The 14,511-nt window shown below is 72.7% G+C and carries 14 protein-coding genes; 8 read left to right on the top strand and 6 right to left on the bottom strand.

The features are described 5' to 3' along the window. The first annotated feature begins 1 nt into the window (after position 1). Entirely contained in the window at positions 2 to 1,393 is a 1,392-nt protein-coding gene (locus C4T42_RS15775) for an amidase (RefSeq protein ID WP_103985390.1), read from the top strand. A 111-nt stretch (positions 1,394 to 1,504) separates the two neighbouring features. Here the strand turns inward: C4T42_RS15775 and C4T42_RS15770 are convergent, their stop codons facing one another. Beyond that, positions 1,505 to 1,792, bottom strand: coding sequence for a hypothetical protein (locus C4T42_RS15770; RefSeq protein ID WP_244603213.1), 288 nt, complete (start codon positions 1,790 to 1,792; stop codon positions 1,505 to 1,507). A gap of 165 nt (positions 1,793 to 1,957) precedes the next feature. Then, entirely contained in the window at positions 1,958 to 2,662 is a 705-nt protein-coding gene (locus C4T42_RS15765) for a sigma-70 family RNA polymerase sigma factor (RefSeq protein WP_091924839.1), read from the bottom strand. Positions 2,663 to 2,864: 202 nt separating this feature from the next. Here C4T42_RS15765 and nthA point away from each other — a divergent pair, with 202 nt between their 5' ends. The 3 genes from nthA to C4T42_RS15750 are packed head-to-tail and all read left to right on the top strand — an operon-like array spanning position 2,865 to position 4,500. Then, positions 2,865 to 3,524 carry a nitrile hydratase subunit alpha gene (gene nthA / locus C4T42_RS15760; protein WP_103985388.1) on the top strand — a complete coding sequence of 220 codons (660 nt, stop codon included), beginning with the start codon at positions 2,865 to 2,867 and terminating at the stop codon, positions 3,522 to 3,524. Further along, positions 3,521 to 4,180: a nitrile hydratase subunit beta gene (gene nthB, locus C4T42_RS15755; protein WP_103985387.1), complete on the top strand. Its 660-nt coding sequence runs from the start codon at positions 3,521 to 3,523 to the stop codon at positions 4,178 to 4,180. Before nthA ends, nthB begins: the two co-directional genes overlap by 4 nt. Beyond that, positions 4,177 to 4,500 (top strand): nitrile hydratase accessory protein, encoded by a 324-nt coding sequence (locus C4T42_RS15750; RefSeq protein WP_020093713.1) that lies wholly within the window; start codon positions 4,177 to 4,179, stop codon positions 4,498 to 4,500. Before nthB ends, C4T42_RS15750 begins: the two co-directional genes overlap by 4 nt. On the opposite strand, the gene C4T42_RS15745 is transcribed toward C4T42_RS15750, so the two are convergent. Beyond that, positions 4,488 to 5,363 carry an MBL fold metallo-hydrolase gene (locus tag C4T42_RS15745; RefSeq protein WP_020093714.1) on the bottom strand — a complete coding sequence of 292 codons (876 nt, stop codon included), beginning with the start codon at positions 5,361 to 5,363 and terminating at the stop codon, positions 4,488 to 4,490. The two genes, C4T42_RS15750 and C4T42_RS15745, sit on opposite strands and share 13 nt — an antisense overlap. A 206-nt stretch (positions 5,364 to 5,569) precedes the next feature. Next, positions 5,570 to 6,580: an SDR family oxidoreductase gene (locus tag C4T42_RS15740; RefSeq protein ID WP_020093715.1), complete on the bottom strand. Its 1,011-nt coding sequence runs from the start codon at positions 6,578 to 6,580 to the stop codon at positions 5,570 to 5,572. A 190-nt stretch (positions 6,581 to 6,770) separates the two neighbouring features. Between C4T42_RS15740 and C4T42_RS15735 the strand changes: the two genes are divergently transcribed. The 4 genes from C4T42_RS15735 to pbpC all read left to right on the top strand — a co-directional run bounded on the left by C4T42_RS15735 (position 6,771) and on the right by pbpC (position 13,190). Further along, a complete protein-coding gene (locus tag C4T42_RS15735) occupies positions 6,771 to 7,040 on the top strand; it encodes a hypothetical protein (protein WP_020093716.1) in 270 nt (89 codons plus the stop codon). 154 nt (positions 7,041 to 7,194) lie between these two features. Then, positions 7,195 to 10,608 (top strand): acyl-[ACP]--phospholipid O-acyltransferase, encoded by a 3,414-nt coding sequence (locus C4T42_RS15730; protein ID WP_020093717.1) that lies wholly within the window; start codon positions 7,195 to 7,197, stop codon positions 10,606 to 10,608. 154 nt (positions 10,609 to 10,762) lie between these two features. Next, positions 10,763 to 10,978 (top strand): hypothetical protein, encoded by a 216-nt coding sequence (locus C4T42_RS15725; protein ID WP_020093718.1) that lies wholly within the window; start codon positions 10,763 to 10,765, stop codon positions 10,976 to 10,978. A 139-nt stretch (positions 10,979 to 11,117) separates the two neighbouring features. Further along, complete coding sequence (pbpC, locus tag C4T42_RS15720; RefSeq protein WP_234083025.1) at positions 11,118 to 13,190, top strand: penicillin-binding protein 1C; 2,073 nt, start codon at positions 11,118 to 11,120, stop codon at positions 13,188 to 13,190. A gap of 22 nt (positions 13,191 to 13,212) precedes the next feature. Here the strand turns inward: pbpC and C4T42_RS15715 are convergent, their stop codons facing one another. Together C4T42_RS15715 and C4T42_RS15710 are read right to left on the bottom strand one after the other, a co-directional pair. Further along, positions 13,213 to 13,656, bottom strand: coding sequence for a hypothetical protein (locus C4T42_RS15715; protein WP_103985386.1), 444 nt, complete (start codon positions 13,654 to 13,656; stop codon positions 13,213 to 13,215). Then, positions 13,653 to 14,486, bottom strand: coding sequence for an ArsA-related P-loop ATPase (locus tag C4T42_RS15710; protein ID WP_103985385.1), 834 nt, complete (start codon positions 14,484 to 14,486; stop codon positions 13,653 to 13,655). The genes C4T42_RS15715 and C4T42_RS15710 overlap by 4 nt, the downstream gene beginning before the upstream one ends. Positions 14,487 to 14,511 lie beyond the last annotated feature (25 nt).

Genomic DNA, 14,511 nt, shown 5'->3' with positions numbered 1-14,511 from the left:
TATGCCCGACATCGATCCCGTACACGCCTCCGCGGCCGAGCTCGGCCGCGCGATCCAGGCGCGGACCCTCTCGCCGGTCGACGCCGTCGACGCCCTCCTCGGCCGGATCGACCGGCTGGAGCCGAAGCTCCAGGCCTTCACGGAGGTCTTCGCCGCCGATGCCCGCCTCGCCGCCGAGGGGGCCGACCGGGCGATCCGGTCCGGCCACGCCGTGGGGCCGCTCCACGGCGTCCCGGTCGTGCTCAAGGACCTGATCGACCTGGAGGGCCGGATCACCATGGGCGGCTCGGCCGCTCACCGGGCGCGCCGGGCCGCGCGCACCGCGACGATCGCCCGGCGCCTCATCGGCCAGGGCATGATCGTGCTCGGCAAGACCCACACGGTGGAGTTCGCCTACGGCGGCTGGGGCACGAACCAGCATCTCGGCACGCCGTGGAACCCCTGGGACGCCGAGACGCCGCGCACCCCCGGCGGCTCGAGCAGCGGCACCGGCGTGTCGGTGGCGGCCCGGATGGCGCCCTGGGGCATCGGCACCGATACCGGCGGCTCGGTGCGCCTGCCGGCCTCCTTCTGCGGGCTGACGGGCCTCAAGGTGACGGTCGGGCGCGTCTCGACCTGGGGGATCGTGCCCCTCTCGATGACTCTCGACACGCCCGGACCGCTGGCCCGCACCGTGGAGGACACGGCGCTGCTCTACGAGGCGATCTCCGGCCCCGATCCCCGCGATCCGACGACCCGCGGGGTCGCGCCGGACGCGCCCTGGCCGGCGCTGAACCGCGGGGTCCGCGGCCTGCGCCTCGGCCGGATGCCGGCCTCGGAGCGGGACGGGGTCGCCCCCGACATGCTGGCCGCCTACGACACGGCCCTCGATCTCCTGGCCACCCAGGGCGCCGAGATCGTCGACGTCGTCCTGCCGTTCCGGTTCAGCGACTGCGTGGCCATGAGCCAGATCACCAACGCGGAGGCCTACTTCGTCAACGGGGATCTGGCGGAGGATCCGTCCGCCCAGCTCGGCGACGCCGTCCGGGCGCGGATCCTGGCCGGCGCGAACGTCTCGGCCCAGGAGTATCTCGGCACGCTCCACCGCCGGGCCACGATGAAGCAGCAGTACGACGCCGCCCTCGCGGGCATCGACGCCCTCCTGACGCCGACCACGGAGAGCGCGGCCGTCGCGCTCGACGCCGTCGACGAGGCGCACCTCCCGTCGCGCTTCACCCGTTTCGGCAACCTGCTCGATCTCTGCGCCCTGGCGCTGCCGAACGGCTTCACCGCGTCCGGGCTGCCGCTCTCGCTGCAGATCGTCTGCCGCGGCTACGAGGAGACGACGGCGCTGCGGATCGGACAGGCCTACCAGCGCGCGACCGACTGGCACCTGCGCCGGCCGCCGGTGTGAGACCCGCGGAGTCTCGGCGCCTCCGGCGTTCGGCAGCGGACCTGCCGACGCCCCCATCCTGCGGGAGACCGCGGGCGATCCGGTGACGCGGAGACGGGATCCACGGCCCCGTCACGCCCGCCAGAAGGTCAACAGCCACCAGACGCCCGTCAGAACGAACCAGAGGAATCTCACACCTCTGATGAATTCATTGATCCCGAGGTACTTCATGAGGAAGCCGCCCAGGCAGGCCGCATAGATGAAGGCGATGACCGTGGCCGTGGCCGGCGTGAGGATCCCGAATCCCCAGACCGCGGCGACGACGGCGAGGCCGAACGCGCACAGGCCGAAGGCGAGAAGGACGGGATGCGCCGCGCACCACTGCGCCACCCTGTCGTTGTCTGCGGACACGTGCTGCATGTGCGCCCCCGAATCGATGACTGACATCGACCATAAGGGCCGCGGCGTCCGGTTCTCGTGACGACGCGCACAGGATCGGCGCGGGCCCGGCGGCGGATCCACATCCTGCGTGCGGCGGTGCCGGAGCGCGGCCGCGTCAGGCTGCGCCGTTCGGGGACGGATCGATCACGCGGCCGGAACCTGCCCGGCCACGACGACGCCGAGCGTGTCGAGGAGCGACGACCGGGCACGGCTGACCCGGCTCTTCACGGTGCCGACCTGGCAGCCGAGCATGACCGCGGCCTCCTCGTAGGTGTGGCCCTCGGCACCCACCAGCAGCAGCGCCTGACGCTGCGCGGAGGGCAGGTCGCCGAGACGCTCCCAGACGACCTTGAGGGTGCTGGCATCCTCCTGGTCGGACGGGCTGGTCATCTGCCCGGCATGCGTCCCGTCCACGTCCTCCACCTCCCGCCGCGTCTTGCGCAGGTCGGTGTAGAACTGGTTGCGCAGGATCGTGAACAGCCACGCGGTGAAGTTGGTGCCGGGCCGGAACCGCTGCTGGTTGGCCCAGGCCTTCACGAAGGTCTCCTGCACCAGATCGTCGGCGCGGCTCACGTCGCCCACGAGCGACAGGGCGAAGGTGCGCAGGGCCGGCAGGGCCTTGATGATGTCGCCGCGGAAGTCGAAGGGGACCGTCTCGCCGTGCGCCGTGACCGCCGCCTCGAAGCGGGACACCAGGGCCGCGAGCTGCGCCGGCAGGGGCTCCAGCTCCACGACCTTGAAATACTCCCGGATCGGCAGGGCGAGGTGCTGGCCGATGGAAGCGGCGTAGCCGGCCCCGTCCCGGGTGCCCGCGCCTCCGTCTGGCCGGTCCGCAGCGTCCTCAGTCATGAACGGTTCCGCCTCCAACGCTGGTATACTGGAATAGCTCTAACGTCGGTAGCGGTGGAATCCTGAACCGATGCCAAACGCTCCCAATTGTGACAGGGAATTTAAGCATGGTGACCGGGGTGACAACGGCGGCCGGATCCGGGCCCCCGGGCTGGCAGCGGCGGGCCGGTCGATGCAGAGTGCGCAGCGTCAGGAGAGCGGGATGACCCACGATCACGCGCAGCACGCGCATGGCCACGACGATCACCACCACGGCAGCGACCTGTCGCCGGTCGAGGCCCGGGTGCGCGCCCTGGAATCGCTGCTGACCGAGAAGGGCTACGTCGACCCGGCGGCCCTCGATGCCCTGGTCGAGCTCTACGAGACCAAGGTCGGCCCCCACGCGGGGGCCCGGGTCGTGGCCCGGGCCTGGACAGATCCCGCCTTCCGGGCGCGGCTCCTGGCCGACGCCACGCCGGCCATCGCCGAGTTGGATATCGGCGGCCGCGGCGGCGAGCACATGGTGGTGGTCGAGAACACGCCGGAGATCCACAACCTCGTCGTCTGCACCCTGTGCTCCTGCTACCCGTGGCCGGTGCTCGGCCTGCCCCCGGTCTGGTACAAGGCGCCGCCCTACCGGGCGCGGGCGGTGATCGACCCGCGCGGCGTGCTCGCCGAGTTCGGCGTGACGCTGCCGGAAACCACCCGCATCACCGTCTGGGACTCGACGGCCGAGACCCGCTACATGGTCCTGCCGATGCGCCCGGCCGAGACCGAGGGCTTCTCCGAGGAGGCCCTGGCCGCCCTCGTCACCCGCGATTCCATGATCGGTACGGGCCTGCCCAGGGCGATCCCGGTCGCGCCCGCGGAGATGCCGGTATGAACGGAGCCCAGGATCTCGGCGGGGCGCACGGCTTCGGGCCGGTGGTGCCGGAGCCGGACGAGCCGGTCTTCCACGCCGCGTGGGAGCGCCGCGTCTTCGCGCTGGCCATGGCTATGGGCTACACGGGCGCCTGGAACCTCGACGGCAGCCGGGCCAACCGCGAATCCCTGCCGCCGGCGGAATATCTCGCGTCGAGCTACTACGAGATCTGGCTCAGGGCGCTGGAGAAGCAGGTCGTCGGCACCGGGCTGGTGACGCCGGCCGAACTGGCGAGCGGCCGATCCGCGGAGAAGGCCAAGCCCGTCGCGCGGGTCCTGGCCCGCGAGGGCCTGGAGCAGCGCTTCCGGGCCGGCTTCCCGAGTAGCCGCGCCGCCGATGCCCCGGCGCGCTTCGCGGTCGGCGACGCCGTCCTGGCGCGCAACAGCCACCCGACCGGCCACACGCGGCTGCCCCGTTACGTGCGCGGCAAGCGCGGCCGGATCGTGCGCGTCGACGGGGTCTACGTCTTCCCCGACACCAACGCCTACGGGTCGGGTGAGAACCCGACCTGGCTCTACACGGTCGCCTTCACCGCGCAGGAGCTGTGGGGCGAGAGCGGCGACCCGGGCGGAATCGTCACGGTGGCGGCCTTCGAACCGTACCTGGACCCCGCGTGACCGCGCCGTCGCCCAGCCCCTTCGCGGCGCCCTGGGAGGCGCAGGTCTTCGCCCTGGTGGTCTCCCTGCGCGAATCCGGGCTGTTCACGTGGTCGGAATGGACGGACCGCCTCGGCCGCCAGATCCGCCCCACCGAGGCCCCCGAGCAGGCGGCCGATTACGGCGCGTGGCTCGCGACGCTGGAAGCGCTCCTGGCCGAGCGGGGCGTGGCGGGGCCAGAGAGCGTCGCGGCGCGGACCGAGGCCTTCCTGCGGGCCGCGGAGGCCACGCCCCACGGCCAGCCGATCCGCCTGGAGAACGACCCGCTCTACCGGCCCTGAGCCCGCAGGCTGTCGAGCGGCACCGGCGCGGCGTGCGATCGGCCGCTCATCAACTGGTCGAGCAGGGCCAGAACCTCGGCCCGCCCGCAATTGCGGGCGGGCTCGAACGGCGTCCAGGTCTGGGTGAAGTCGAGGCGCTCGAACACGTCGCGGTAGCGGCGCAGCTCGCTCGGCGTGAGCGGCACCCCGCGCACGAAGGCCTTGTGGGCCGAGATCGTGGTGGCGCGTCGGAAATCCGCCGGGTCGAGCTCGAACTTCAGGGCGTCGCCGCAGAAGCAGATCTTTCGCCCACGGTCGTACAGGATCGCGTGGCCATCGAAATGGCCGGCGGTGCGGTGCAGCTCCAGCCCCGGCAGCGGCTCGAGGAAATCGTCGTAGGGCCAGCTCACTTGCAGCGCCGCGCTCCACGTGAAGTCGGCCGCCGGCAGGCACAGCTCCGGGTCGAACCGGTCCTGGAGCTGCGTCAGCGCCCCGTAGGAATGCGGGTGCGAGGCCGAGAGCACAGCCATCCCGCCGAGCCGCTCGATCTGGTCGAGGGCGGCCTCGCTGAAGACCGGGCAGCCCTCGAAGCCCATGTTTCCGTGCTCGGTCCGGATCAGATAGGCCGACGGCCCGATGCCGGAGACCGGCTCGTTCCAGAAGCGCCAGACGCCCGGCTCGAGTTCCTGCCAGTGGCAGGGAAAGGCCTCCTGCGCCTCGCGGGCGGTGCGGAAGCGCCAGCCGTCCTGCGGCACGACGTGGCGGGCGTCGAGGCACATCGGGCAGGCGGCCGGCACCTCGAAGTGCCGCTGCCAGAACCCGCAATTGTCGCAGGTGTAGGCGGGCAGCTTCAGGGCGCCCGCGAAGGGCAGATAGCCGGGCATCGTCTGGGACCTTCCTCGGGGCAGTGTCTATAAGATGGCCCCGGTTCAGCCGCCCTCTCCGTCATCGCGAGCGCAGCGAAGCGACACAGGGCAGCGCGACACCGGGGAGCGTAGCGCCGGCTGGATTGCTTCGCTCCGCTCGCAAAGACGGCGGCACGCCTATCAACCGGAACGGGTGTAACAGGCGGCGCGGTCGGTTACAGCCGTCAGGTCCGCCCGGGCAGGCGGCGCGCCGACCGGGCGGCGTGGACGGTGCCGGCGAGGCCGACGAGGGCCAAGCCGACGAGGCCGCCGACCACGACGTCGCGGGTGCGGCTCGTGACGAACTCGGCGCGGCTCGCCTTGGTCCGACCGGAGAAGCGCCCGTCGATCCCGGCCGGGCCGGGCACGGGGGCCTCGAGATTGCCCGCCATCTCGGGGATGGTCTCGTCGGAGAGCTGGGCCGACCACATGGAGGCGGCCTTGCGGTCGGCGAGCGCCGGCGCCAGCGCCTGGGCGGCCGCCATCATCACCGAGGACCGGCCGACCCAGACCTCCCGGCGCGGGTGCTCGACCGCGTACAGGATCGCGTCGGCGCAGAGCCGCGGGTCGAAGACCGGGTCCGGCGCGTACTGGCGGTGGCCGGTGCGGTTGCGCGCCCAGTTGAACTGCGGCGTGTTGACCGCCGGCAGGTAGATCACGCTGAGGCTGACATTGACCCGGTCGTGCAGCAGCTCGCAGCGCAGGGCGTCGGTGAAGCCCGAGACCGCGAACTTGGCCGCGCAGTAGGGCGCCTGCAGGGGCGCCGCCCGGATCGCGAGGCCCGACGAGACCTGGATGATCGCGCCGCGGTCGCGCCGCTTCATGTAACGCAGGGCGGCGAGCGTCCCGTAGACCTGGCTGAGATAGGTGGTCTCGGTCACCCGCCGGTACTCGTCCGGGGTGATTCGGTCGGCCGGGTTCACCACCGTCGACATGGCATTGTTCACCCACGCGCGGATCGGGCCGAGCTCGCGCTCGACCCGCTCGGCGGCCGCGTCCACGGCCTCCGGGTCGGCGACGTCGGCGCCGATCGCCAGCACCGGCTGGCCGTAGGCGGCGAGCGCCCGCTCGGCCGCGGAGAGACGGCCGGGATCCCGCGCGATCACTGCGACCGACCAGCCGCGCGCGGCGAATTCATGCGCGGTGGCGAGCCCGATTCCGGCCGTGCCCCCCGTAACGACCGCAACCCGTGCCATACCGACCTCATCCGCGACAGACCGAACCGGCAACACGGTGCAGCGCGCTCGGTTGCGCCGCCCGATTGGTCCGGAACGTCACGGGGATACCGATCGCGACGCCGATTTCGCGGACCGGGACGCAACGTCCGACCGCGGCCGCTGTTGACTGCCTGTACCGCGTCATGCCGAACCATCGAGGGTCGCAGCCATGCGCACTGGACGACGCTTCTCCCTCTTCTCGCTCCCGATCGATCCCTGGCCGCAGGCGTCCCTGGCCGAGCGGACCGCCGTCGGGATGGTCCTGACCGGCCTGCTGCTCGTGCCGGCCTGCGCGGTCGGGGCCGCGCTCCTCGTGTTCACGACGCTCGCGGCCCACGTGTACTGGTCCTACGATCTCGGCGCCTCCCTCCACGCTTTCATCGCCCGGCATGCCGGGGCCGCCGTCGCGCGGCGCGGCCGGCTCGTCCACAAGGCCTGACGCGCGGGAGCGGATCCACGGCCGGGCGGCGTTGAGCCGTGCCGGTCCACACAGCCCGGCCGCGCGGCCCCCGCGATCCCTGTGCGTTCGCCTCGGTCCGATTTGACCTGACGGTCTCTCGTGGGCCAGTCAGGTTCGGAACCGAGAGATCGCCATGTTCCGTACCCTGATGTCTGCGCGGCGCTTCGCGCCGCTGTTCTGGTGCCAGTTCTTCTCGGCGTTCAACGACAATTTCCTGAAGAACGCGCTCGCCTTCCTGATCCTGTTCGGGATCGGCGGCCAGGCGGACGCCCATGCCGGCGTCCTCGTGACGCTCGCGAGCGCCGTGTTCATCGGGCCGTTCTTCATCCTGTCGGGTCTCGGCGGCCAGTGGGCCGACCGCTACGACAAGGCGCTGATGGCGCGGCGGCTCAAGTTCGCCGAGATCTTCGCGGCCGGCACCGCCGTGCTCGGCTTCCTCCTGCACTCGATCCCGGTTCTGTTCGTGGCGCTCGGCCTGTTCGGCACGATCGCGGCGCTGTTCGGCCCGATCAAGTACGGGATCCTGCCAGACCATCTCCGGCGCGAGGAGCTGCCCGCCGGCAACGCCCTCGTGGAGGCGGCGACCTTCCTGGCGATCCTGCTCGGCACGATCGCGGCCGGCGCGGCCTCGGCGATGGGCGGCTCGGGACTCGTGTTCGGCGTCCTGGTGATGGGCTTCGCCGTCCTGTGCTGGCTCTCGGCCCGGATGATCCCGGCGACCGGCGAGGGCGCCCCGGACCTGCGCGTCGACCCGAACGTCGCCCGCTCGACCTACGCGCTGCTGCGCGACCTCTGGGCCGACACGCGGCTGTGGCGCGGCTCGCTCACGGTGAGCTGGTTCTGGCTGGTCGGCGTGGTGGTGCTGTCGCTGCTGCCGGTACTGGTGCGCGGCGCCTTCAACGGCACCGAGACGGTGATCACGCTGCTGCTGGCGCTGTTCTCGATCGGCATCGCGGTCGGCTCCGGCCTCGCCTCGTGGCTCGCCAGCGGCCGGATCGTGCTGCTGCCGACGCCGGTCGGCGCGGTGCTGATGGGCCTGTTCGGCCTCGACCTCGCCTGGACGGTCGGCCACCTGCCGGCGCCGCCCGCGGAGCCGATCGGCCCCCTCGGCTTCCTGCAGACCGGCCACGGCCTGCGCACCGGGATCGACTTCCTCGGTCTCGCGATCTCCGGCGGCCTCTACATCGTCCCGTCCTTCGCGGCCGTGCAGGCCTGGGCCGAGAAGGCGATGCGCGCCCGGATCATCGGCGCGGTCAACGTCATGACGGCAGCCTTCATGGTCGCCGGCACCCTGGCGCTCGCGGCGCTGCAGGGCGCGGGCCTCACGATCGCGAGCCTCCTCGCGGTGGTGGCGGTGCTGAACCTGATCGTCGGCGCGCTCGTGTTCGCGACCCTGCCGACGAGCCCGTTCCGCGATTTCCTGTCGATCCTGTTCCGGGCCTTCTACCGGCTGGAGGTCCGCGGCTTCGACAACCTCGCGGCGGCCGGCCCGAACGCCATCATCGCCCTCAACCACGTCTCGTTCCTCGACGCGCCGCTCGCGCTGTCGCTCCTCGAGCAGGAGCCGGTCTTCGCCATCGATAGCGGGATCGCGCAGCGCTGGTGGGTGCGCCCGTTCCTGCGCATCACCAAGGCGATGCCGCTCGACCCGACCCGGCCGCTCGCCACCCGGACGCTGATCAACGCGGTCAAGAGCGGCGAGACCCTGATCATCTTCCCCGAGGGCCGGCTCACGGTCACCGGCAGCCTGATGAAGGTCTACGACGGCGCCGGGCTGATCGCCGACAAGTCGGGCGCGATGGTCGTCCCGGTGAAGCTCGACGGCCTGGAGCGCACCGTCTTCTCACGGCTGTCGCGCGGGCAGGTGCGCCGCCGCTGGTGGCCCAAGGTGACCGTGACGGTGATGCCGCCGGTGCGGCTGACCGTGGACCCCGCGCTCAAGGGCAAGGCGCGGCGGCAGGCGGCGGGCGCCGCCCTCTACGGGATCATGTCGGACCTCGTGTTCCGCACCGCCGATATCGACCGCGGCCTGATGGCGGCGCTGATCGAGGCGGGCGAGCGCCACGGCTGGGGCCGCAACGCCCTGGAGGATCCGGTCGGCGGCCGCCTCAGCTACAGCCGGCTCGTGATGGGCGCCAACATCCTCGGCCGCAAGCTGATGCCGCTGGCGCCCGTGGGCGGCCGGATCGGCGTCATGCTGCCGAACGCCAACGGCGCCGCGGTGACGCTGTTCGCCCTCGCCTCCGCGGGCCGGGTGCCGGCGATGATCAATTTCTCCGCTGGCCCCGCCAACGTGCTCTCGGCCTGCCGGGCCGCGGAGGTCAGCAAGATCCTGACCTCCCGGGCCTTCATCGAGAAGGGGCGGCTGGGGTCGCTCGTGGAGGCGATCCGCGGCTCGGTCGAGTTGATCTACCTGGAGGACGTGCGGGCCGGCATCACGACGGGGGACAAGATCCGCGGCCTCCTGGCGCCGCGCCGCCCCCTGGTGGCGCGCGCCGGCGAGGATCCGGGGGCGGTGCTGTTCACCTCGGGCAGCGAGGGCACGCCGAAGGGCGTGGTGCTCGCCAACCGCTGCATGCTCGCCAACGTGGCGCAGGTGGCGGCCCGGATCGATTTCGGCCCGATGGACAAGGTGTTCAACGTCCTGCCGGTGTTCCACGCCTTCGGGCTCACGGCCGGGCTGGTCCTGCCCCTGGTCTCGGGGGTGCCGGTCTACCTCTATCCGTCGCCGCTGCACTACCGGATCGTGCCGGAGCTGATCTACGGCTCGAACAGCACCGTCCTGTTCGGGACCGACACGTTCCTCACGGGCTACGCCCGGTCGGCCCATTCCTACGACCTGCGCTCCCTGCGCTACGTCGTGGCCGGCGCCGAGGCCGTGAAGGAGACCACCCGGAAGACCTGGGCGGAGAAGTTCGGGCTGCGCATCCTGGAGGGCTACGGCGTCACCGAGTGCGGGCCGGTTGTCGCCCTCAACACGCCGATGTTCAACCGGTTCGGCACGGTCGGGCGGATCCTGCCCGGCATCGAGACCCGCCTCGAGCCGGTGCCGGGGATCGACGAGGGCGGCCGCCTGTCCCTGCGCGGGCCGAACATCATGCTGGGCTACCTGCGCGCCGAGAAGCCCGGCGTGCTGGAGCCGCCGCCGGGCGGCTGGCACGACACCGGCGACATCGTGGCGATCGACCCGATGGGCTTCGTCACCATCAAGGGTCGGGCCAAGCGCTTCGCGAAGATCGCCGGCGAGATGGTGTCGCTCGCCGGCATCGAGACGCTGGCCGCCGAACTGTGGCCCGACCGTCCGAGCGCGGTGGCGGCGGTGCCGGACGCCCGCAAGGGCGAGCGGCTGATCCTGTTCACGCAGGAGAAGGGCGCGACCCGGGCCGCCTACCAGAGCTTCGCCAAGGGCCGCGGCGCCTCCGACGTCGCGATCCCCGCCGAGGTGGTGGTGCTGGACGCGATCCCGATGCTCGGCACCGGCAAGGTCGACCAAGTGGCCGTCACGAAGCTCGCGCTGGAGCGGGCGAAGGAGAACGCGGCGGCCTGACGGTCGCGGCCGGGCCTCCCGCGTCACCCAAACGGGGGATGCGGTGCTCCCCGGGATCCGCTCGTATCGTGAATACAGCCGTGATTCGAACCGCTTGACGCGTTCGGGGCGCGGGTCTGAGGGGGACTCGGTACGCAACGGCGAGGGACAGATCATGCGGAAGGGCAGGCGAGTTCCGGCTTGGCTGGCGAGGCGGACCTACTTCAAGCGGATCGAGCGCTGGGCGAAGCCCGGCAAGGCGCGCAAGGCGGCGCAGCCCCCTGAGACACCGGCAGCCGCGATGCCCTCCAACGTCGTGCCGTTCCCGATCCGGATGAATCGGCCGGATCGACCCGCCTTCGAGGACCTGCGGGGCGTCGGCACGGCCTAGAGGCCGGCTCCGCCGGGGGCTTGCCGGGCGCGCGGGAACACGGGATCCTGCGCCGTCGGAGCCGAGACCGGGAGGATGCGTGCCGCACGACGGGTCGGATCCGCGCGCGTCGGCGCCTCCCCGGAAGCGGGCGAGGGGCCTGCGCGCGGCGCTCGGGGCGACGGCGCTCGGTCTCGGCCTCCTGGGGGCCGGCACTGCCGCGCTCTGGCGCTACGCCGACGCGCTACCGCCCCTCGACCTGGCCGCGGCCGAATCACGCTCGACGGTGGTGCTGGATCGGTCCGGCACGCTGCTGCGCCCCTTCGCGACCGCGGACGGGCGCTGGCGCCTGCCGGTCACCGCGGAGGCGGTCGATCCGCGCTACCGGGCGATGCTGCTCGCCTACGAGGATCGCCGCTTCGCCGCGCATCCCGGCATCGACCCGGCCGCGGTGCTGCGCGCCGCCGGCCAGTGGCTGACGCGCGGCCGCATCGTGTCCGGCGCCTCCACCCTGTCGATGCAGGTGGCGCGCCTCGTCGAGCCGCGGCGCGAGCGGTCGCTCGAGGCCAAGCTCCGCCAGATGGTGCGGGCGGTCGCGCTGGAGCGGCGCCTCGGCAAGGCCGGGCTGCTCGACCTCTACCTGGCGCTGGCCCCCTACGGCGGCCCGCTGGAGGGCGTGCGCGCGGCGAGCGTCGCGTATTTCGGGCGCGAGCCGGTCCGGCTGACCGCCGCGCAGGCGGCCCTGCTCGTCGCCCTGCCGCAATCGCCTGAGACCCGCCGTCCGGACAGGTTCCCCGAGCGCGCCCGCGCCGCCCGCGACCGGGTCCTGGCGGTGGCCGTCGCGCGGGGCATCCTCACGACGGCGGAGGCCGAGGCCGCCCGGGCCGAGCCGGTGCCGACGACGCGCAAGCCGTTCCCGATGCTCGCGGCGCACGCCGCCGAGGAGGCGGTGGCGGCCGATCCCGGTGCCGCCACGATCCGCCTCGCGATCGACGGGCGCCTGCAGGAGCGGCTGGAAACCCTGGCGGCCGAGCGCGCCGCCGCCGCCGGCCCGGACCTCTCGGCCGCGATCCTCGTCCTCGACAACCGCGACGGCCGGGTGCTCGCTCAGGTCGGCAGCGCCGGCTACTTGGACCCCGCCCGGCGCGGCGCCATCGACATGACCCTGGCGGTGCGCTCGCCCGGCTCCGCGCTGAAGCCCTTCGTCTACGCCATGGCCTTCGCGGACGGTCTCGCGCATCCCGAGACCCTGCTGGAGGATCGCCCGGCGCGCTTCTCGGCGAGCTACGCGCCGGAGAATTTCGACCTGACCTTCCAGGGCACGGTCACGGCCCGGCGGGCCCTGCAGCTCTCGCTGAACGTGCCGGCGGTCGAGCTGATGGACGCGGTCGGTCCCGCCCGCTTCATCGCCCGGCTGCGCGCCGCCGGGGCCGGGATCCAGCTCCCGCGGGAGGCGGCCCCGGGGCTGCCGGTCGCGCTGGGCGGCCTCGGCATCACGGTCACCGACCTCGCCCGGCTCTACGCGGGGCTCGCCCGCGGCGGCGCGGTTCCGGACCTGCTGCGCCGCGCCGACGGGGTCGCGGCCGAATCCCGGCACCGCGTCGCCGAGCCCGTGGCGTCTTGGTACGTCGCCGACATCCTGCGCGGGACACCGCCACCGGAGAACGCACTGCCGAACCGCATCGCCTACAAGACCGGCACCTCCTACGGGTACCGCGACGCCTGGGCCGCCGGCTTCGACCGCCACGCGACGATCGTCGTCTGGGCCGGGCGCCCGGACGGCGCCGCGGTGCCTGGGCTCGTGGGCCGCACCGTCGCGGCGCCGATCCTGTTCGACGCCTTCGCGCGCCTCGGGATCGAGCCCGAGCCGGTCCCCCAGCCGCGGGACGCGCTGGTGGTCGGGACGGCGGGCCTGCCGCCGCCGCTGCGGCACCTGCGGCGCGAGGCGGCCGAGGCGGCGGGACCGGCGCTGCGGATCGCCTATCCGCCGGACGGGGCGCGGATCGATCTCGGCCTCGCGGTGGACCGGCACGGCGCCGCGGCGGGCGGCCCGGGTCTCGCCCTCAAGGCCCTGGGCGGCGTGCCGCCGCTCACCTGGCTGGTCGACGGTCAGCCGGTCGTGCAGACGCCGCGGCGGAAGGCCGAGTGGGCCCCGGGGGGCGCGGGCTTCGCGCGGATCTCGGTCCTGGACGCGACCGGCGCCAGCGACAGCGTGTCCGTCCGCCTCGAGTGAGCCGACGGCGGGTTTCCTCGGCTCAGCGGCCGATCCCGAGGCCGCGCTGGGCGCCGGCCGAGCCGCGCGCCTCGCAGGATTCCAGCGCCGCGGCGAGGCGCGTCGCGCTGGCCGCGGACCCGTAAGACAGGCTGAGGACGGTGGAGAGGATCCCGACGCTCACGAGCACGCCGAGCGCGGCCGCGCCGAGCAGCACGGCGGCGATCAGCCGGTTGCGCCGCAGATCGGCCGTGAGCGCCTGGATGAGGTCCCGGTTGTGTTCGGCGAGACCGTTCCGCGCCGCCACCAGCTCGTTGTACATGTTCGTGATGGCGTTGGTGGACATGTACACCAGCAGCAGGTGGACGACGAAGTCGTCGTCCGTCGTGGTGTTGAGAGCGGCCGCGATCCGCACGGCGAGCTGACGCTCCCAGGGCTGGAGATCGCGGCCGTGGACCGACCGGTAGAACCGCTCGAGGTTGGTCACGGCCGGAGGGCATCCCGCCACGCCGCGTGAAAGTTGCGCCGCAGGCGGCGGCCCTCGACCCGCAGGCGCATCGGCGCGCTGTTCGCCAAGGCCTGCCAGGTCGTGTTCTGCACCCGCAGGGCCTCGATCAGCCGCTCGCCGATCCGCTCGATCTCGATGACGCGAAAGTTCGACTGCTTCCGCAGGGATCGCACGAGGTCGGACGATTCGAGATAGTCGAAATTGGTCGCCTGGGCGGTGTTCTTCGCCAGGATCGCCCGGTCGCACTCGATCAGCATGGGCCGGAGCTCGCGCAGGACCTCCAGGGCTGTGGGATCCACCGCGCCGGCCGCGACGACCACGGCGAGGCGGACATTCGCCTCCCGGCAGCTCTCCACGATGATCTCGGTGCACCGACGGGTCGTCTCGGTGTCGCCGGCCGGGAAGTCGACCACGACGAGGCGCTCGGCCGCCTCGGTCACGCGCTCGATCAGGTCCTGGCACAGGGTCGGGTCGACGCGGCCCGTGCTGTCCTCGGCGCGCAGCCGCTGCCGGATGGCGGTGATACCGGGACGGCGCGGGACGAAGTTGTCGCTGCCGGGCGTGGTCTCCTGCATGAGCGCCGTGTGGAAGTGCCGGTTGGCCGGGTCGGTGTCGATCGCCAGCACCGGACCGACCTCCGCGCAGAGATCGGCCACCTGGAGGGCGATGGTCGTCTTGCCGACGCCGCCCTTGCCGCCGAGGCAGAGCACGAGAACCTTCTCGGCGGCGCCCAGGAGATCGCGCTGGATGTCCTGGATCTCGTCCGGGCTGTACCAGGCCGGAACCTTGCTCTGCGTCGTGTCGGTCATGCGGTGTCTCCTTGCTGATACGCGC

Source organism: Methylobacterium sp. 190mf (assembly GCF_900107945.1).
GTDB lineage: Bacteria > Pseudomonadota > Alphaproteobacteria > Rhizobiales > Beijerinckiaceae > Methylobacterium.
Note: the sequence above shows the minus strand (reverse complement) of the source record. Positions and strands in the feature narration are given on the sequence as shown.